Below are 20,083 nucleotides of genomic sequence, written 5' to 3'. Positions count from 1 at the left end.
CCCCGAAATCTTTCGGGGTGAATATTGGTTAATTATTTTTCGGTACAGGGAAACCACGATCCCTCATTAAAGCATCGATCTTTGCATCTCTTCCGCGGAATTTCTTATAGGCTTCAGCAGGATCCATAGCATTTCTAGGCGCAAACAGATATTCTACCAGTTTATGAGCCAGTTTCTTGTCATAGAATCCGCCCGGAGCATCCGCGAATGCCTCGGCAGCATCAGAGGTAAGCACATCTGCCCACAGATATCCGTAATACCCGGCGGCATAACCTTCCCCGGAAAATACATGACCAAAGTGAGGAGTACGATGACGCATCACGATCTCCTCAGGCATATTTAGCTCCTTAAGGGTTTCCCTTTCAAATTTATCGGGATCTATATTCTCGGGATCGGTAGTATGATATTTCATATCCATAATAGCCGAAGCTAAAAATTCGGTGGTCGCAAAACCCTGGTTGAAGGTAGAAGCTTTCTTAATCTTCTTTACCAGTTCTTCAGGGATCACTTCATTCGTCTCATGATGTCTTAGAAATTGATTGATCACCTTATCTGTAGATAGCCATCTTTCCAGCAATTGTGACTGGAATTCGGTATAATCCCTAACACCGCCATTCAAGGTTGGATACTTTACATTGGCTGAAAGGAAGTGAAGGGCGTGGCCAAATTCGTGGAAGAAAGTCTCTGCATCGTCCCAGGAAACCAGAACGGGCTCACCAGGCGCCGGTTCTATGAAATTGGAGTTGTTTGAAGCCAGCACAGGTTTCTCTCCTTCAAGTTTTGTATAGGCGCGATAGGTGGTGGCCCATGCTCCAGACCTTTTGCCCTGTCTGGCATAAGGATCGAGATACCATAAGCCGATGATCTCTCCAGAATCCTTATCGGTCACTTCCCAGACTTTTACATCTTCATGAAATACGGGTACAGTTCCCTCTTCTACGGGAGTGAAATTGAAATTGAATAATTCTCCCGCTGTAAAGAATAAGGCCTGCGTGAGATTTCCAAGTTCCAGGTACTGCTTTACTTCTTCGCTGTCAAGATCATATTTTCCTTTCCTTACTTTTTCAGCATAGAAACGATAATCCCAGGGTTTGATCGTGATATTTGCCCCTTCAGCATCGGCTATTTTTTGCATGTCGGTAACTTCTTCTTCAACCCTCGCCAGGGCAGCCGGCCAGACCTTCATCATAAGATCCATGGCATTTTCAGGATTTTTGGCCATTCTGTTCTGCAGTCTCCACTGGGCATAATTATCATATCCCAAAAGCTCAACACGTTCATCCCGCAACTTCAGGATCTTTGAAATGATCTCATTATTGTCGAATTCATCATTGTTATCACCTCTGGAATAATAATTCCTCCACACTTTTTCACGCAGCTCTCTTTCTGTAGAATAGGTTAGGAACGGATCCATTGAAGATCTTGTATTGGTAACTGCATACTTCCCTTCCTTTCCCCGATCGGCAGCGGCTTTGGCAGCCGATTTTATATAGGATTCGGGTAGACCTCCAAGCTGATCTTCTTCAAGGTAGATCACATAGTTCTCTTCATCGGCAAGCACATTATTGGAAAACTGCGTATATAGTTCAGAAAGCTGCTTGTTTATTTCTGCATATCGTTTCTTGTCTTCTTCGTTCAGGTTCGCTCCCTGCATTGCAAACTCCTCATATATAAGGTCTATCGTACGCTGTTCTGCTTCCGGTAAGGGCTCTTTCTGCGATTTTTCGTATACGGCTTTTATCCTTTTAAAAAGCTCGGTGTTCTGACTGATTTTTGAATAGAACTCAGATATCTCCGGAGCCAGTTCTTTCTGGACTTCACGGAACTCGGGGGAAGAGACATTACTGCTGTAAATACCGTAATAAACAAAGGCTCTTTCCAGCTCTTTGCCTGCTTTTTCCATAGGAACAATGGTATTTTCAAAAGTGGGTTCTTCAGAATTACTTGCGATCCTGTCTATATCGGCAAGATGCATTTCCATACCCTTTCTAATCGCAGGTTTTACAAGATCCACTTCCATTTCATCGAATGCGGGTACTCCTTCATAAGGTCCTTTCCATTCAGCTAATAAAGGGTTGTTCATAGGTTCATTTTCGTTTTTTGTTTCGGGACTGTCGGCACAGCCAAGAATAGCGGCAAGGATAAAGAAACCCAGGCCTTTCCTGATTTGTCGGTTCATTTTGTGATTTGATTAAACTTGGCCTGAATATACGAACAAATGGGATTTTAAGAGATGTCTTTTTTGTTGAAATGGGATTATCCCTTAATGAAAAAGTACCCTGAGGTGATGAACCCCGGGCACTTTTCATAAAAAGAAACAGATGTGATGATTGAATGAGATATGATGATTGATGTTTGTTATCTGATGAAAATCCGACATCCTAAAATGACTAATTCAAATATCTGAGGTGTTCTTACTGTGAGGGTCATGAAAGAACGTCTTTCAAGTTTAAAATCTGATTGATGAATGATTCCCCCTTCGTGGTTCCTCAGGTTTTCAGTTGGAAAGCCGGATTTTCACCTGATAACTACAGTTTCTGCCAGCCTTCTCAATACTAAGCCATTATGCATACCCCTAGGCTGTTGTTTGATGTTGATTTTGATATGCGCTTTCATGATCGATGAATTTGTGATGAATGATGATTGATGAAAATTGATGAAATTAGATTCCGAATTTTCTTCGGTTGTACCAAGAACTTCTACCAGATCCATTTCTTTGGTTTAAAAAAGGTTTGTGGTGAGTCAGGTTTCCTTCGTTTAGTGAGCTAAAGCCTTCGGCGATGTTTGAAAAAGCTGTCATGATGTAAAAGTGTTAATTGATGAATGATGATTTATTTCAAGGAGGAATTTTTGATTTTCAGATATTAATATCGAATTACTGTTTAATAATGCGGGGGCATTAAATATGGGAGGTGAATTTCTGATACTAAAGTACTCGAAAGACACATGCTGGAAAAGGGGATTATTCCCCTTTATATATGGACAATTTAAAGTTAATTAAATATTAATCAGTTGTTTACGGGGTTTCGGGACCTTTATTCTTCAAGGCTTTGGGTCGGCTTTTAGATTGCCGGGAAAGAATCCTTCTTGGAGAGATACCATACTTGGCTTTAAATATCTTGGAAAAATAACTCCTGCTTGAGAGCCCCAGTTCATAAACCACCTCACTAACATTTCTATTTCCCGATGTAAGCATGTTAAGCGCTTTGGTAAGACGTATATCCCTTAAATACTCATTTACTGTTTTACCGTAGATTATCTGGAAGGCCTCTTGTAACTTATTGGAATTCATACCCGCTATTTTAGCCAGATCATTAACTGTTCCAACCTTTGAAATATTGCAGTCTATGTATTCAACCACTTTTTCTACCGCCTTCATATCTCTTTCCCTCAGTTCTTTATTCTGGAAAATTTGCTTTTCCTTTTTAAAACGGGTAAGCATATAGCTTAATATTTCTAAGGCTTTAGCACCGATAAAATTAACCCTGGGAAAACCGTCAATCTCACAATTTTTTATCTCCTTGATCGTCTCAGCAGTTTTAAGACTAAAGCTACCCGACTTCGAAATCCTGTGTTTGGCTTTAGTATCACTAAATATCTTATAGAAAATAGGTTCTAATTGGTTCAGATCAAAAGAGAAATATTGCTGAAACTTTAAGCGATCTATTTCAAGATAACAAAGAGCTATCTCAGTATCTTTTTTAAAAACAAGATTATGTGTCTCGGCATCCTTTGGAGCCGCGATAAGGAATTGATGATTTTTTATAGTTACGAAATCTTCATTATTATGGAAATAACTATCTAATTCGCCTTCTATACAATAAAGGAATCGGATAGGTTTAATATTTGGAAGGGAAAGTTTGAGTTTTATGTCTTCATAGAATTTACAGTGATAGGAATAAAGTCCTATCCCGTTAGGGAAATTAATGCCCCTTATCTCTCCCTCACCTTTTTTTTGTGGGACCGTAATATTGAATTCCCCGAGGTGTTCACTATAACTGACTCCTAATTCATTTGCAAATTCAGGAATAAAATCATCAACATCATTTAACTCTAAATGATAGGTTTTCATTTTTCAGGTTGCTTAGATATGTATTCTTAAGGCTATTTAAAAGTAAGACTAGATTAATATTTTAACATAAAAATATCAGTTAAACTTATACTAAATCACTCTATTCAAATCCATTAAACACTGTTAATCAAATAATTAGGGTGTTTTTCCCCTTTTTTGGTTTCCGGGTAAAACATATATTCGACTCCTGTTTTAGTTTTATCCCCAAGCGTTTGAACTTTCCTGGAATTATTAACCAACCAAAAAGTCAAACAATGTATTCTTTCACTTTTAATTTTCGTTCGATACCGCAGTTCTTTTCCTTTATGATTTCATCTCTTATTTTTTTGGGATTCATGTCATGTTCAGTAGATATAGAGGAAGATGTGGCTGAACCAGAATTAAATGCTACACCTAACTTAGAACTTAGATATTCTGACCGGTTTATAGTAGTTCTCTCAGAAAAACCAGCGGCTCAAAGTGAACAAGCCGGTGAAATTCTTGATAATCTCGAAAGTAATTTGGGTATCCCTGAAAGAGCAGTAGTTTATAAATACAGGAAAATTTTTAGTGGTTTTACTGCCAAATTAAGCCAAAAAAAGGCAGATGCGTTGAAAAATAATCCTAATGTGGAATATGTAGTAAGAGATATTCAGGTTGAAAATTTTTCTTTTGAATCTGCACAGCAGGATTTTCCAGTTTGGGGCTTAGACAGGATAGATCAAAGGGATAATTTACTTAACCAGGTTTACAGTTATAATTCCACAGGAAAAGGTGTCACTGTTTATATCATGGATACAGGAATCAATTTTTCTCACGAAGAGTTTGAAGGAAGAGCCAGTCTTGGATATGACTTTGTCCAGAATGATGCCTGGTTTGAAAAAGATCCTAACCAGGCTCCTGGGGAAGATTGTCATGGCCATGGAACTCATGTTGCTGCTACAGTTGGAGGAAAAAATTATGGAGTGGCTAAAGATGTAAACCTGGTGTCTGTTCGTGTTTTCGGTTGTAAGAATGGAACGTTAAATTCTGTTGTTCTGGCAGCAGTCGAATGGATTACCGAAAATGGTCAAAAACCTGCTGTGGTTAATATGAGTTTGGGAGGTTACTATTCCGTTGAAATGGACCCTATAGAAACCGCTATCAAAAACTCCATTCAAACGGGGATTACCTATGTTATTGCAGCTGGGAATAGTGGCTCAGACGCCTGCGAAATTAGTCCGGCACGCGTACAACAAGCTATAACTGTAGCCGCTAGTGATATCAATAATGAAATGGCTGGTTTTTCGAGTTATGGAAATTGTGTTGATCTTTTCGCTCCTGGAGTTGGTATTTTATCAGCTTCTCATTTAGATAATAATTCTGCACGTCATATGAGCGGTACTTCTATGGCAGCTCCACATGTGGCAGGAATTGCATCCCTGTTTATTGAGACAAACCTACAATCCACACCCAATCAGATCCATGAAGCTATAGTAACTAATTCTACAGAGAATGTTGTAATGAATGTGCCTGAAGGAACAAATAATCTGGCTTATAGTCTATGGCAGGAAACAATTATAACTGAACCGGCTTTGGTTCTTGAAGTTTTGGCATATAAAGATAAAGGAAGCGTTAGAGCAGCTCTTACCTGGAATACTCCAGGAGATTTTTCGGCAGGATTAGTGAGAGTTTTTATAGATGGAAAGTATGTTACAGAAACGCACAATGATGGTTTGTGGTTTTATAATACGGGAGGGAAAATCCCTGCATCATTCCAGATATGCCCGGTGAATTTTAATATATGCTCTGCATCCGTATCACCAGTTATTGTGGATGATCCTATTCTCCTTCCAAATCAAGAGCCGATTGCCAGATTTGGATATTTGTCAAATGGTTTAGAATTTAGTTTTACAGATTATAGCCGGGATGATGATGGGGAAATAGTTGGCTGGGAATGGAGCCTGGGTGATGGAACTACATCTAATTTGCAAAATCCAACTCATATTTACAGTGCAGAAGGTTATTATCTGGTCACACTAAGAGTAACTGATGACAGGGGAGGTTCTTCAACTTTTCGGAGAAATATCCTAGCTGAAGAGCCAGTAGAACCTGAACCTGTGAATCTTCAGCTATCAGTTGAAACAACCAAAAGTAAAGGTAGAACCTATGCTCATCTTTCATGGACTCCGTCAGGAACTTCAGAACTTGTTCAGGTATATATGGATAACAGCTTAAAAATAACCATCCCTAATGATGGGAGTGAAAGCATAGATATTGGTAGAGGAGGTGGATCAGCAATCATTAAGATTTGTATTCCTGATTCTTCTTATTGTTCAAATGAAGTGATTGTGGAATTTTAAGCAGTTTTTAATCATAAATCCGGGAGGCATATGGTCTAGAAAGGTTGATATAATTACTAAAAAACCATAGTAGACATCGTGTCTTCCAAATTAATTTTGCGATAAAATTGTATTGATAATCTTTAATCCTTAAGAATCCCGGTTATTAATCCAGACGGGATTTTCTTTTAGGGCATTTTTCCCCTGTTCTCAGGTTCAATTTAATATTATCTTTCTGCTATTAAAACACTCCTCGGGCTGTGTCCCACTTTCTTCTATAGATTTTGATCTACTATTAAATCTAATAGTCATGATCAATTCACAAAACTGTCCGCATTGTATAGGAGCCAGGAAAAGCCATATAGGCAAAAGGTATAAGATCTGCGGATATTGTATGCAGGCGGTAAAAGAGAGAACTGTTAGGACTACTGAGAGAAAGGATACTCTTCCGATAGGAATGGAAAGTGCTTCCTTTCTAACAACATCCGGCGTTACTGCTTTAGCTGTTTTTGGACTTAAAATATCCCTTTTTAACGGACTAATTTTGGGTTTAATATCTGCCCTGCTTGTTACAGGTTTAATCAAGCCATTCATTTTAACTCTGAAAGCTATCGGCCTGGTGATTATTTTTCTTTTTATGGTAGGTGAGCTTGTGGACTTCAGTCTTTATTTTATTGAACAGGTAATTCTTTTTTTCGAGTTAAAGAATAGCCTCATCCTAAAGGATGGAGTTGTTTCGCTATTAGATTTACATTACCACTTTAGTCTGGTTTAATTGTCTTGTTTAACTCTACTTCCTTAAATTTGCCGGTTCATAATCAAAAGAATAACACTTTTGGTTTCTTTATAAAATCAACTTATGAACCATAGAATTTTCTGGCTTTTAATAATTTTTATTTCCGGCCACTGTTATTCACAAAATAATTTTAGTGCACGTATTATAGATGGAGAAACCAATACTCCTCTCCAGGGAGCTAATGCTGTGGTTAAAGGCAGCAACCTTGGTGCTACTGCCAATGATGAAGGTTTGATCGAAATCAACGGTATTCCAGATGGAGAAAAGACCATCGTATTTAGTTATATAGGTTTTGAAACTCTTGAAACCAGTTATAATTTCCCACTTTCAGATGACGATATTAAAACGATCTATTTGTACCCGGCTGGAGAACAAATGGAGGCGGTCTTCATCTCTTCCACAAGGTCAAGACGTACCATTGCAGATCTTCCAACAAGAGTGGAGGTGATTTCCGGGGAAGAACTTGGGGAAAAAGGAAATATGAAGCCCGGGGATATTCGGATGCTCCTGAATGAAACCACAGGCATCCAGACACAGCAAACTTCAGCAACATCCTATAATTCCAGCATTAGGATACAGGGACTTGACGGGAAGTATACCCAGTTATTGAAAGATGGATACCCACTGTATTCGGGGTTTTCAGGAGGTTTAAGTCTCCTGCAGATCGTGCCTTTGGACCTCAAACAGGTGGAGGTGATAAAGGGAGCTTCCTCCACCTTATATGGAGGAGGTGCGATAGCCGGACTGGTGAATCTTGTATCCAAAACCCCTACCGAGGAAGAGGAACTCAATTTACTGCTAAACGGAACTTCGGCCCTTGGCCTTGACGCAAGTGCTTTTTATTCAAATAGATCTGATAAACTCGGGACTACCATCTTTGCTTCCTATAATTTAGGAAGCCCCTACGATCCCGCAGATATTGGACTCACCGCCATTCCTGAATTTGACAGATATACCTTGAATCCCCGGGTCTTTTATTATCCGGGTGAAAACGCTACTCTGGATCTTGGCGTTAATGCCGTTATTGAAGAACGTACAGGCGGAAATATCGAATTCATTGAAAATGACGGCGGAGTAGAGGATCCTTATTTTGAGCAAAACAATACCCGTAGAATAACGACCAGGGCTGGTTATGAACAAAAATTTGAGAATGGTTCAAGCCTGAACATAAAGAACAGTCTAAGCTTCTTTGAGCGAAAAATTCGTATTCCCGACTTTGTTTTCTCCGGAGACCAGTTCGCTTCATTTAATGAAGTAACCTATGGTTTTGGGGATAGAGATTCTGAATGGATAGCAGGAGCAAACTTATGGGCAGATAGCTTTAAGGAAGATCAGAACCCTGGTTCTCAAGGGGTGGATTACAATCATCTTACCTATGGTGTATTTGTACAGAACAACTGGCAGGCAACAAAATTTTTAAGCCTGGAATCAGGATTAAGGCTCGATTACCAGAATGAATATGGCACTTTCTTGCTGCCAAGATTATCGGCAATGTTCAGTTTAACAGACAATCTAACTGCGAGACTTGGTGGTGGGCTTGGTTATAAGACACCTTCTGTCTTTACAGAGGATGCAGAAAGAATACAGTTTCAAAATGTACTGCCCATTGATGTTGATAAGACGGAAGCTGAAAGATCGTACGGAGCCAATTTTGATATGAATTACCGTACCGAGCTTTTCGAAACCATTGACCTTAGCCTGAATACACTTTTCTTTTATACACGAGTAGATGATCCTCTTATTCTTACCGAAAATACAGACGAAAATTTTGAATATATCCAGCCAAATGGGTTTCTTGATACAAGGGGAATAGAAACAAACCTGAGATTGTCCTACAACAATTTTAAACTCTTCGTAGGACATACCCTGGCTGATGTGAACAGGCATTATGATGGTGAATCTTCAGAAATGCCGCTTGTGGCTCAGAACAGGCTAAACAATGTTCTTGTCTATGAGATAGAGGACAAACTCGTGATAGGCCTTGAGGGATATTATTTTGATCCACAAAAGTTGGGAGATGGCAGCAGGGGGGAGAATTACTGGATCTTTGGTTTGATGACCGAAATGAAGTGGGAAAAATTCTCTTTGTTCCTGAATTTTGAGAATTTTACCGATACGCGCCAAACCAGGTTTGACTCAATCTATACTGGTTCGATTTCCAATCCTCAGTTTAAGGATATTTATGCTCCGGTTGACGGATTTGTTATTAATGGTGGAATTAAACTGCAGGTTTTATAACTGAAAGGTTTTTTAACCAAATTTGCAACTTCAATTTTGATCTATGTGGAAAGCTGCTATTGAAGCTATACAGAATAACGATAGAGACTGGATAGATACTAATCATTTGGCTTTCCGAAGTTTTTTTAAAAAAGAAAATACACTCGAAAAAGGAAAGCTGGGGAAAGAAGCTTTGGATCAGCATTACAGGGAAAGGCTTTTCAAGATGTTTATTGAAACTTCTCTGAATGGTCTTGAACTTGATCTTAAAACGGGTGCAAAGTGGATAGAGAATGCTTCCAGACTGGATGGCAACTGGGGCTGGTTGCTGGCAATAGGAGTAGGGGGTGGATATTTTACCCATTATCTTAATGAAGAAGTAAGAGAATCCTATTTTAAACCTGAGAATGCTTTGGTGGCAGGTAGTGGGAAACCTGTAGGTGAAGCTCAAAAAGTAAAAGACTTATGGAAAGTTAATGGAAGCTGGGATTATTGCAGTGGAAGTGAACAGGCCTCGCTTTTTACGGCTGTCACCCTGAAAGAGGGAAGGATTAGCGCGATGGTTTTACCCAAAGATCAGGTGAAAATTGAAAGGAACTGGAATGCTATTGGGTTGGGACTTACCTGTAGTCATAAAATTATTGTGGATAGAGTTCTGATTCCGGAAGATCATTTCTTTGATCTTTCTAAATCACCTGCCAATTCAGATTATCCTCTTAGCAGTTATCCTTTTGATCTGTTCGCCCGCGTTTGTTTTGTTCCCGTGATATTAGGTCTGAGCAAAAGTCTCTGGCTGGAGGTTCAGAAAGTTATAGATGCTAAAAGGCAGATATGGCAGCAATATCAGCCTGAAAAATATCATAGTATCCAAAGAGTGAAGTCTGATTTTGAAAGAGATCTGATGAAATTATCTGATGATTTTTATTCAGCTGTAGAGGGAAGCTGGAAAGGGCATTTAAAAAAGCGGGACTCCCATATTAATTCGGTGCAAAAAGCAAGTCTGGCTTTAAGCAGTTTCTGTTATAGCAAGACCTCTGAAATTATTCCGTTGCTCGGAATGAAAGTAATGGAGAAGGATCACCCTGTTCAGCTTTGCTGGCAGGACCTTCAAACGGCATACCAGCATATGATCTTTCGGGATTATTGAATTTAAGTAAGTTCTCTTCTAAGGACTACCAGTGGCGGACTTTTTATCACACTAATGCTGTTTCCAAGTCCTATTGCCATTACCAGTAGTGTAATTCCCGGGAACAGTACCAAAAATGGAACCCACGAGGGAACAAAAGAAGTTTCAAATACAAGCCAGCCCAATAACTGACTGCTGATAAGGGATAAAAGTATTCCTGAGAGTCCGCCCAGAACGCCCAGATACAGGTATTCCAAAGCCAGAATTTTTAATATCTGGCTACTTCTGGCACCGATGGTTCTCAGCAGCACACTTTCTTTAATACGCTGGTATTTACTCGTTCTTACTGCACCAATAAGAACTATAATCCCTGTAAAAATACTGAAGAAGGCCATAAAATTGATAAGCCAGGAGATCTTGTTTAGGATCCTTTCTATCAGGCTTAAAACCTGCCTGAGATCAATAATAGTCACATTTGGAAAATCAGCTACCAAAGCCTGTTGCAGGGAAGCAGATTTGGCTTCATCGGGCACCTTGGTTGTAAGAACCCTGAACTGGGGTGCGTCTTCAAGCACTCCGGTTGGAAAAACGATGGAGAAATTGAGTTGCATCCGGCTCCAGTCAACAGTTCTTATACTTCCCACGACGGTTTTAAGGATTACACCCTGAACATTGAAACTTACTTCATCGCCTACACTAACTTTAGCATCTTCAGCAAAATTATCACTTACAGAAATCGGTACAGGACCATCCTCAGGTTTTTTAGCCGTCCAATCGCCCTGTTCCAGTACTTCAGAAGAAATCAAAGTGTCTCTGTAGGTCGTTCGGAATTCATGGTTGAGTATCCAGCCATTTACCCTGGATGCCGTATCTGTCCTTATCTCATTAACTGGCTTGCCTTTCAGGCTCTGAACTCTCATCGTAACGATGGGGATGTTTTCCAAAACTGACAGATCCTGACGGGTTATAGTTGCCGCGACATCTTCGCTTTGTTCCGACTGCACATCAAGCAGGATCATATTGGCACTGCTGGACTGTTCTTCCAGGGAAGCTTCAGCTAACAGCAGGTCTTTGGTGAAATACAGGGTACTTATAAGAAAAGTGCCTATACCTATTGCCAGTACCAGAATGAGCGTCTGGTTTTGAGGCCGGAAAAGGTTCAGAAGGCTTTGTCTGGGTACAAACCCCCAACTGGACGGGAAGTACTTCTTTATCATTTTCATAAACAGATTCGCTACTCCTGCCAAAAGAGAAAATGTAACTATGATTCCAAATACAAATGAGATAGAATATTCCCAGTCTTCCAGCAACCAGAAGGAGAATAGAAATATGAAAATAAAAATGCCAGATAAAACAAATAATCCTGCTTTTTTGGACCTTTTAGGACTCGCATCCTGAACCCTTAAAGTATGAAGTGGTGAAACATATAAAGTGCCAATAAGTGGATACATTGCAAAAAGTACGGACATTAATACACCGAGTAACAATCCCATGAAAATAACTCGCGGAGCGAAAGAGATTTCCACGTCCACCGGAATAAAATCCTGTAAGATCAACGGGAATAATTGCTGAAGTATCAATCCTAATCCAGTTCCGATAATCCCTCCCAGAAGACCAATCATAGCTATCTGGAGCAGGTAAATCAGGAAAGTCTGTTTTTTGGTCGCACCAATGCATTTAAGAACAGCAATGGACTTCAATTTTTCCTTGATATAAATATGGATAGCGCTGGCAATTCCCACACAGCCCAGCAGGAGAGCTATAAAAGCAACCAGATTAAGGAACTTTCCGAAATTCTCATATCGCCGGCCCATTCTTTCACTGGTAGATTTATGGGTGTCCAGATCGGCGTCATTTGCATCGAGTATAGGATCAAGTTCTTTATCGAATTTATCCATGTCCAGTTTTGGATCGGCAAGGAAATAGTATTTATAAGTGATACGACTACCGGTTTGTACGAGGCCACTTTTCTCAATGAATTTATAAGGTATGAGAACCGGTGGAGCTACCGAGCTGAAGATAGCCGAACTCCCGGGAACCGATTTGAGAGCACCTATAACAGGCAGAATAACATCTCCTATTTTGATCTTATCACCTCGCTTGATTCCCAGTTGCAACATCACGGTGGCGTCGAGCAGTGCGCCTTCTTTTTCCTGATAATTTGAAGCTGCCGAAGCCGGCTCGGTTTCAAGTTCACCATAAAAGGGGAAATCTCCCTCTATTCCACGAACCTGAACAAGCTTTGTACCTTGCTTTCCAGGAAAGGCAGCCATAGAAGCAAAACTGATCTCTTTTCCTTCCGGACCGCCCAGGGAATCGATTATAAATGAGACTCTTTTATTGGGAGTTTTATCGCTATCGATTATATAATCAGCTCCCATCAGGGCTTTAGACTGCAGTGCAATGTTCTTTTTAAGGTTATTGCTGAAAGATTGGATAGAGACCACAGCCGCGATACCCAGAATAATGGAGGCCATGAAAAGGATTAGTTTTCTGCTGCTGGCTTTACCATCCCTAATTGACATTTTCAGCAACCATCCAAATCCGGCCTTGGAGTAGTTATTTTGATTGGGAAGCTTCATTCTATACAATCTGGGTTTCAAGGATCTTTCCTCCTTTCAGTTTAAGTATACGCTGTGTTTTTTGAGCCAGTTCAAGGTCGTGGGTTACGATCACCAGGGTTGTACCCGATTCTTTATTAAGCTCAATAAGCAGATCCACCACTTTCTTACCGGTCTCTTCATCAAGGTTTCCGGTGGGTTCATCTGCAAAAAGAATGGAGGGCTTGTTGCTGAAAGCTCTTGCCAGGGCCACCCGTTGCTGTTCTCCTCCCGAGAGCTGTGAGGGATAATGGTCAAAACGATCACCAAGACCAACTTTTACCAATAGTTCTTTTCCAATTTTAACCGCTTCTTTATCTCCACGTAATTCCAGAGGTACTGCCACATTTTCCAGGGCGGTGAGGGTAGGGATCAATTGAAAATCCTGAAAAACAAAGCCTACGTTCCTGTTTCTTAAAAGCGCTCTCTGGTCTTCGTTAAGATCATTAAGCCTGGTTCCACATAATTCGATAGTTCCTGAATCTGCTTCATCAAGGCCTGCACATAAACCAAGTAAGGTGGTTTTTCCACTACCCGACGGGCCAACAATGGCAAAGGTTTCTTTTTCTTCAATATCAAAACTTATATCATGCAGCACAGTTAACTTTTTTGAACCGCTTGAATAGCTTTTCTTTAAGTTTTGTACGTTTAATATCTTTGCCATCTTTCGTTATAGTTTGATATTTGGATGCAACAAAATAATGAAATGATTTTGATTTAATTACCTGTGTTATGAGAAGCTTATTAATTGTTTGGTCTTTACTTCTGGTTTTTCTTTCTTCTTGCGGAAACGCTGAAAAAAAGAAAGAAGAGAAGAGCGGTGAAGAAAATGTTATTGAAGAGAAAGCCCGGGAAGAGGACAGGAGAGTTATTCTGTTCTTTGGAAATAGCTTAACAGCAGGATACGGGCTTGAACCTGATGAAGCTTTTCCTGCCCTTATTCAGAATAAAATTGATTCTCTTGATCTTAATTATGAAGTGGTGAATGCCGGACTCAGCGGGGAGACAACTGCCAGCGGAAAGAACAGAGTAGAGTGGGTGTTAAATCAGGAGGTAGATGTTTTTGTACTTGAACTTGGAGCTAATGACGGCCTTCGTGGAATTCCTCTTGAAGAAACCCGGAGGAACCTTCAGGAAATCATAGATACTGTGAAAGAAAAGAATCCGGAGGCAGAGATTGTCCTGGCGGGAATGCAGATCCCACCCAATATGGGAACGGAGTACACTTCAGAATTCCGAAATATCTTTCCTGAACTTGCCAAAGAAAATGATATCCTGCTAATTCCTTTTTTACTTGAGGGTGTTGCGGGTATTCCTGAATTGAACCAGGGTGATGGTATTCATCCAACTGTGGAAGGGCAGAAGATAGTAGCTGGCAACGTTTGGGAAACCCTTAAACCAGCACTAATCAGGTAAATAAAGAAGGCTAGTGTTTAGACATAACTCCCTAACTCTTTGAGGTTTTAATCGATTCATTTATAATTTAAGTGCCTTCTTAAGTCAATCCGTGGCTATTGTCTCATGGGATTTAGCAGTAAATTAAAATTTTAACATTAACTTTAAGAAAAATATTGCGAAAAAGAGTTGACTTTTTATGGCAGCAAAAAAGTATGAATCTATATTTCTTATAGATGATGATAAAATTACCAATTTATTAAACCTTAATGTTCTTGAGAACCATGGGGTAAATGGAAACATCCAAGCATTTGTTGATCCCGGAGAAGCTTTAAGCTGTCTTGAAGATTCATTGAATAAAGGGGAAAGCTTGTTGCTATTGCTGGATCTAAACATGCCTGAAATGAATGGTTTTGAGTTGTTAGATAAATTGCAATATTTTGATACTTCAAATCTGGATGTCATTATAGTTACATCATCGATAGCACAAGATGATTTTGAAAAATCCATGTCTTACAAGCAGGTTAAGGGATTTATTACAAAACCTTTAAAAGCAATTGAGATCGAGAAAATTTTAGATACTGAAATACAGTTATCATAAGGAAATCTCTATTCAATATTTCAATTCACTTCTTTCTGTATCTTCATATTTAGCCTTTTCTCCTGATAGATACCGTTTAAGTTTCTGGTGAAATTATCAAGTTCTTCGGCTATTATATTAATTAGCCTGGCGTATCGTTTCAGGGTTTCTTCATTTATGCGATCCTCCTCGATTAAGGAGGTGATACTTAACATATTTGTGACCGGTTTACGTAATACATGTGAAATGTCAAATGATATATCTTCCAGGGCTTGCTGGTATTCCTTGCTTTGGTGAATATCCTGAAAAGTTCCACTCCAGATGATATTTCCATTTTCCATTTTTTCCGGTTTAGCCCTTCCATAATACCATCTAAAGGAACCATCCTTGCGAAGAATTCTAAACTGACATTCCCATATCTTGAGTTCAGAAAGTGCACGATAGTAAGTCTTAATTATAATTGACTGGTCGTCTTTATGAACATGATTAAATAGTAATTCAGGTTCCCTGCTTAATTTTTTAGGATTAAGAAAAGGAAACATTTTTTTGATCCCTTCACTTAAGAAAATGAATGATCTGGCATTATCAATATTATGTTCAAGCTGGAAAATTGTACCGGGAGCTGCATTGGTTAGTTTAACTAACTTTAAGGCTCCTATTTGAATATTCTGGTTTTGGATGATAAGGGTCTTTCTCATATTCAGGTAATCCATTACCTGTTTTGCCAGAAGTTTTAAAGATCTTTTTTGGTTTTTATTTAGTTTTCTCCGTTTTGTATCCACAACACATAATGTTCCTAATACATACCCATTTTCTGATTCAAGCGGGGCGCCTGCATAGAACCTTATATTGGGTTCATCCTTTACCAACGGATTATCCTTGAAGCGCTCGTCATTTTCAGGATCGTCAACAATCAGTAATTCTTTTGGATTGTTTAAAGCGTGCTGACAGAAAGCAAACTCCCTGGGTATCTCTGATGCATCCAGCCCCAGATTCACTTTATACCATTGTCTCTCTTTATCAATAAAGGTGATCTGGCTAATCGGCATATCTACCATGGAGGAAGCTATCATGGCTATATCGGTGAGTTTTTGTTCGGGACAGGAGTCTAGAATCTGATAATTATAGAGTTCCTCCAGCCTTTTAGCTTCATTCATGGTTGGTTTTTTTAGATTCAAGGGTTATAAATTTAATAAAACAAATTGTTTAAAACCCCCTGTGAGGATATTAAAACCAAATATTTATGTTTTGTTTATGCCAACTGAGAATGTTGGATTTTAATTGGAAAATACTGAGAATTCAATTAACACTTATTTGGATAAGAGTCTTTTAACCTGTTTCCAGAATGATATTTTTACAATCCTGTATTTAAAATAAAGATGCTGAAATATGTCCAATTAAAATCTTTTGAAATGATAAATGGATAACAATGATATTGCCGCAGTTGTTCCAAGGCTACCGCCAAAACCTTCAAAAAAGGAACCGGTAATTAAATAGATTATTGAAAATAGAATTCCGGCAATAGAGATGATGCGAAAATAGGGCACGACTTTTTGAGAAGCCATTCCAATAAAAGAAGATCCCATGATCACCAGTGGTAAATTACTGCTGAGAAATGGATTGAGCAGGTCTGGAAATAAATGAAAAAAGAGTCCTGCTAGTACTGATATCCCGGCTGAAGCCATTACTCCTCCCAGTTTAAGATGGTTATTCAGGATAAAGGTGCTAATAGCGCTTAAAGATCCGGCAAGTATGAGAATGGCAATATTCATATTAGGTGAATAAGTAAATAACCGAATAAACAATTGAAACTCCTCCAAAGGCAATGGTACCCAGTTTACCTCCGTAGCCAGTAAGTATATTTTTAGCCAGCACCAGCAACATTCCGGTGAGCAGGCCGGCATACAAAATAAAAAGATATCCGTTAGCAATACCAGGTGTCGTCATGCCCACAAAAGAGCCACAGTACATAGCCACAGGAATTTCTTTAAGCAGTCCTGATTGCTTATTTATGTAAGGAAGCATTGCACCGGTTAATCCTACGATTCCGGCTGCCAGTACACCTCCCAGATCAAACTCCAGGTTTAGAAAATAGGTGAGCAGTGCGCCCAGAACAGATGCAGCAACGCTTATTGTATCTTTTTTGCGAATGGAAGCCGGAAATGATTTTTCTGTTTTAACATAAAAGAATGCCAGGAGCCCGGTTATAGGAATCAGGCTTAGAATAAGGAAAAGTTCATCAGTATTATCAACTAATATCCCCAGCAAAAAACACAAATGGAGAAGTATGATAAGGAGAAATGTTATTTTTTGAAGGGCTTTTTGCAATGATCCGGCTTTCAGAAAAATTTTCGCAAAAATCAGAAAAAACTTTAGGAATCAAGAATTTAATCGAAAGAGATGTTGCAAAGCTTTTATGGCCCTAGTTCAGTTTTGGAAAATAAATCCTGAAACAGGTTCCCTGGTTAGGTTCACTGGCTACTTCAATTCTGGAATCGTGTTCTTCCAGAATATTTTTTACCGAATTAAGCCCTACTCCAACACCGGTCTTTTTGGTGGTATAGAATGCATCGAACAGCCGCTCCATCTCCTCTTTTTCCAAACCGTGCCCATTGTCTGAAATTCGGAGCATGATATCTTTTTCCTCTTCTTTTATTTCAATAGAAATCACTCCTTCGTCTGGAACAGTAGCCTCACTGGCATTTACAATTATATTGAGAAGTGCTATTTCAAGTTTTTCCCTGTCGGCAAGCACATAATGAGAACCTTTATAATCCTTTTGAATATCGATCCCGGCTAGATAGATACGGTCTGATGCCTTTTTCAGAGTGCTTTCCAGAATCTCTGTAAGGTCCTGTTTTTTGAGAACGGTTTGATTGTAATTGGCTGAGTTTAACAAATTACTCACCAGATCATTCAAGGTCTTGGTGCTGTTGTTAAGGATGTTGAAATATTTTAGAGAGCCATTTTTCTGACTGTCAGGAAATTTTTTGCTCAATACTTCAGTCGCCATACCAATACTGGTAATTGGGTTTCTAAGTTCATGTGCCAGAGTTCTGGCCATATCACCCATAATAGAAAATTTTTCGGCATTTATAAGCGCCTTTTGAGTTTCCTTTTGTTGATTAATGTTTCTAACAAGAAGAACATATTCATCTACCCATAATTCATCCCTTCTATGGAATACTTTTCCTCTAACACTAAACCACTCCCATCTATTGGGCTTTAACTGAAGTCTTACTTCAATATCGTGAATGTCATCATCTGCCGATTTCAATATTTTCTTATGGAATTCCATAACTCTTTCCCGGTCTCTTGGATGTACATAAGGGATAATTTCAACGATGGGCGTTCCTAATATTCTCTTGCGTGTTAGTCCTTCTTCCGGATAAATATCCTTATTGATATAGCGAACATTTTGCTCGTTAAGATTCAGAATCACGATCGTCTCAGGTGATGTACGCACCAGTTGTTTTTTAAACCTGATAGTATCTTTTAATTCCTGATCTTTTACTTTGCGTTCAGTAATATCTTCTAGAGTAGCGATAAGCAAATCCTTTTGCGGGCGACCAGTCACGCGGAACCAATGGTTATAACCATCTTTATCGAAATAAATTTCCTTATCAAATGTATTACCTTCTTTTACAGCTTTTTTAAGTTCATTATAGACATCCATTTTAACTGCATGTTTTGAAGTTTCCAGGTAAGTCTTTCCAAGAATATTTTGGCCCTTGTACATCTCCAGCAGTATTTTGTTAGCCTTTATAAACCTAAAGTCGATTATTTCGCCCGATTCATCATATAAAACTCTGAACACGGCTACTGCCCTGTTAGTAGTTTCAAAGACAGTCTGTAGAAGAATATTGCTCTCCCTAAGTTCTTCCTGACGTTTCCTGGCATTCTGTTCCAGCTCTTCTTTGGCCAGCTTCATTTGTTCTTCGGCGAGCTTATGGTCGGTAATATTATGGAAGAGCACTGCTACCCGCCGACTATTATGATCTCCAAGCCGGAAAGCATAAAGGTCTAGCCAGGAATTATTTATTTTTCCTGCTTTAAATTGAAATCGAATGGGTTCACCAGTCAGGGCTACTTTCCCATATGTTTGAAACCAATGTTCCTCATGATCGGGAATAAGCTCCCGCATAGTCTTTCCAGTAACATTCTTAAGGTCTATCTGTTTTTCAAAGGCCGGATTGATCTCCTGGAACAGATAATCCACGGGATGTCCATCTTCATCAAAGATCATTTCAATTATACAGAAGGCCTCGTCTAAAGCTTGTAGCAAATGCCGGTACTCGTTATTAGCTAACTGCTTTGTGGCCATCTCATCACTACTTTCTGAGGGGTATACCAGACTCAAAATAAGCTGATTACCATCCATATTCCAGTTATATAATCGGTCATTAAAACAAAAAGAAACCCAGGAACCATCCTTTTTCTTTATCCTGACAGAAATTACTTTATCCTTCTTACAGGAATTAGCGGTTAGTGAGTTTAAATGTTCCAGATAAACAGGATAATCATCTGGATGAATGATCTCTTTTAGAATATCTGTATTTTCCCTTAAGGACATGTCTTTTAGTCCGCAATAATCTTCCAGAACAGGATTGATATATCTTATTTCCTTATCAGCCGTCTGAACAACTAAAAATTCATAACGTCGTAATGGTAGTACGGTTCCTGAAGCTGTATTATACAACATATGCGTTCTTTGAGGTGTACGGAACTTTTTAAAGTGCTCCTAAACCTGCTTCTGTAGTGTTAGGTTTAATCAAACAATTTACAAAAAAATGTTAAAGAAAAAATCGATCAATGTTAAAAACGTTAACATTAGGATGGATTACGTTCATTTTGTCGATCTCTTTTAATTGTTATCATTTTTTAATCGATAAGCCAATTCCAGAAACCCCACTTTATCTACTTATCTTTTTTTAGTATATTAATAAACCCTCAAGACACTGGAAGAATTAGTTTTTCTTCAGCCCTGCTAATCTTGA

The 20,083-nt window shown here is 39.1% G+C and carries 15 protein-coding genes; 6 read left to right on the top strand and 9 right to left on the bottom strand.

Annotated features, from left to right (window positions below; all coding sequences use genetic code 11):
- Positions 1–28 precede the first annotated feature (28 nt).
- The 3 genes from NE848_RS13685 to NE848_RS13675 form a co-directional block, all read right to left on the bottom strand.
- Positions 29–2,179, bottom strand: a complete 2,151-nt coding sequence (locus NE848_RS13685; protein WP_252114564.1) for a M3 family metallopeptidase — start codon at positions 2,177–2,179, stop codon at positions 29–31.
- 338 nt (positions 2,180–2,517) lie between these two features.
- Entirely contained in the window at positions 2,518–2,712 is a 195-nt protein-coding gene (locus NE848_RS13680; protein ID WP_252114562.1) for a hypothetical protein, read from the bottom strand.
- A 304-nt stretch (positions 2,713–3,016) separates the two neighbouring features.
- Positions 3,017–4,072 carry a helix-turn-helix domain-containing protein gene (locus tag NE848_RS13675; RefSeq protein WP_252114560.1) on the bottom strand — a complete coding sequence of 352 codons (1,056 nt, stop codon included), beginning with the start codon at positions 4,070–4,072 and terminating at the stop codon, positions 3,017–3,019.
- A 335-nt stretch (positions 4,073–4,407) separates the two neighbouring features.
- On the opposite strand from NE848_RS13675, the gene NE848_RS13670 reads away from it, so the two are divergent.
- The 4 genes from NE848_RS13670 (at position 4,408) to NE848_RS13655 (ending at position 10,532) form a co-directional block, all read left to right on the top strand.
- The gene (locus NE848_RS13670; protein ID WP_252114558.1) at positions 4,408–6,393 is read left to right on the top strand and encodes a S8 family serine peptidase; all 1,986 of its coding nucleotides are present in this window, start codon (positions 4,408–4,410) and stop codon (positions 6,391–6,393) included.
- A gap of 289 nt (positions 6,394–6,682) precedes the next feature.
- Positions 6,683–7,147, top strand: coding sequence for a hypothetical protein (locus NE848_RS13665; protein WP_252114556.1), 465 nt, complete (start codon positions 6,683–6,685; stop codon positions 7,145–7,147).
- Between the two features lie 84 nt (positions 7,148–7,231).
- The gene (locus NE848_RS13660; protein ID WP_252114554.1) at positions 7,232–9,406 is read left to right on the top strand and encodes a TonB-dependent receptor; all 2,175 of its coding nucleotides are present in this window, start codon (positions 7,232–7,234) and stop codon (positions 9,404–9,406) included.
- 43 nt (positions 9,407–9,449) lie between these two features.
- On the top strand, positions 9,450–10,532 hold the full coding sequence (locus tag NE848_RS13655) for an acyl-CoA dehydrogenase family protein (protein ID WP_252114552.1): 1,083 nt from the start codon (positions 9,450–9,452) through the stop codon (positions 10,530–10,532).
- A 2-nt stretch (positions 10,533–10,534) separates the two neighbouring features.
- Here the strand turns inward: NE848_RS13655 and NE848_RS13650 are convergent, their stop codons facing one another.
- Together NE848_RS13650 and NE848_RS13645 are read right to left on the bottom strand one after the other, a co-directional pair.
- A complete protein-coding gene (locus NE848_RS13650) occupies positions 10,535–13,093 on the bottom strand; it encodes an ABC transporter permease (protein WP_252114551.1) in 2,559 nt (852 codons plus the stop codon).
- 1 nt (position 13,094) lies between these two features.
- A complete protein-coding gene (locus NE848_RS13645) occupies positions 13,095–13,775 on the bottom strand; it encodes an ABC transporter ATP-binding protein (RefSeq protein ID WP_252114549.1) in 681 nt (226 codons plus the stop codon).
- A gap of 68 nt (positions 13,776–13,843) precedes the next feature.
- Between NE848_RS13645 and NE848_RS13640 the strand changes: the two genes are divergently transcribed.
- Positions 13,844–14,527 carry an arylesterase gene (locus tag NE848_RS13640; protein WP_252114547.1) on the top strand — a complete coding sequence of 228 codons (684 nt, stop codon included), beginning with the start codon at positions 13,844–13,846 and terminating at the stop codon, positions 14,525–14,527.
- Between the two features lie 178 nt (positions 14,528–14,705).
- The gene (locus NE848_RS13635; RefSeq protein WP_252114545.1) at positions 14,706–15,107 is read left to right on the top strand and encodes a response regulator; all 402 of its coding nucleotides are present in this window, start codon (positions 14,706–14,708) and stop codon (positions 15,105–15,107) included.
- Between the two features lie 20 nt (positions 15,108–15,127).
- On the opposite strand, the gene NE848_RS13630 is transcribed toward NE848_RS13635, so the two are convergent.
- The 4 genes from NE848_RS13630 to NE848_RS13615 all read right to left on the bottom strand — a co-directional run bounded on the left by NE848_RS13630 (position 15,128) and on the right by NE848_RS13615 (position 19,788).
- Positions 15,128–16,243 (bottom strand): PAS domain-containing protein, encoded by a 1,116-nt coding sequence (locus NE848_RS13630; RefSeq protein ID WP_252114543.1) that lies wholly within the window; start codon positions 16,241–16,243, stop codon positions 15,128–15,130.
- Between the two features lie 240 nt (positions 16,244–16,483).
- A complete protein-coding gene (locus NE848_RS13625; RefSeq protein WP_252114541.1) occupies positions 16,484–16,858 on the bottom strand; it encodes a hypothetical protein in 375 nt (124 codons plus the stop codon).
- Between the two features lies 1 nt (position 16,859).
- Complete coding sequence (locus NE848_RS13620; protein ID WP_252114539.1) at positions 16,860–17,354, bottom strand: hypothetical protein; 495 nt, start codon at positions 17,352–17,354, stop codon at positions 16,860–16,862.
- 154 nt (positions 17,355–17,508) lie between these two features.
- Positions 17,509–19,788: an ATP-binding protein gene (locus NE848_RS13615; protein WP_252114537.1), complete on the bottom strand. Its 2,280-nt coding sequence runs from the start codon at positions 19,786–19,788 to the stop codon at positions 17,509–17,511.
- Positions 19,789–20,083 lie beyond the last annotated feature (295 nt).

Origin of the sequence: Gramella jeungdoensis, assembly GCF_023805255.1 — a bacterium.
GTDB lineage: Bacteria > Bacteroidota > Bacteroidia > Flavobacteriales > Flavobacteriaceae > Christiangramia > Christiangramia jeungdoensis.
This window is presented reverse-complemented; position numbering and strand designations above follow the sequence as displayed.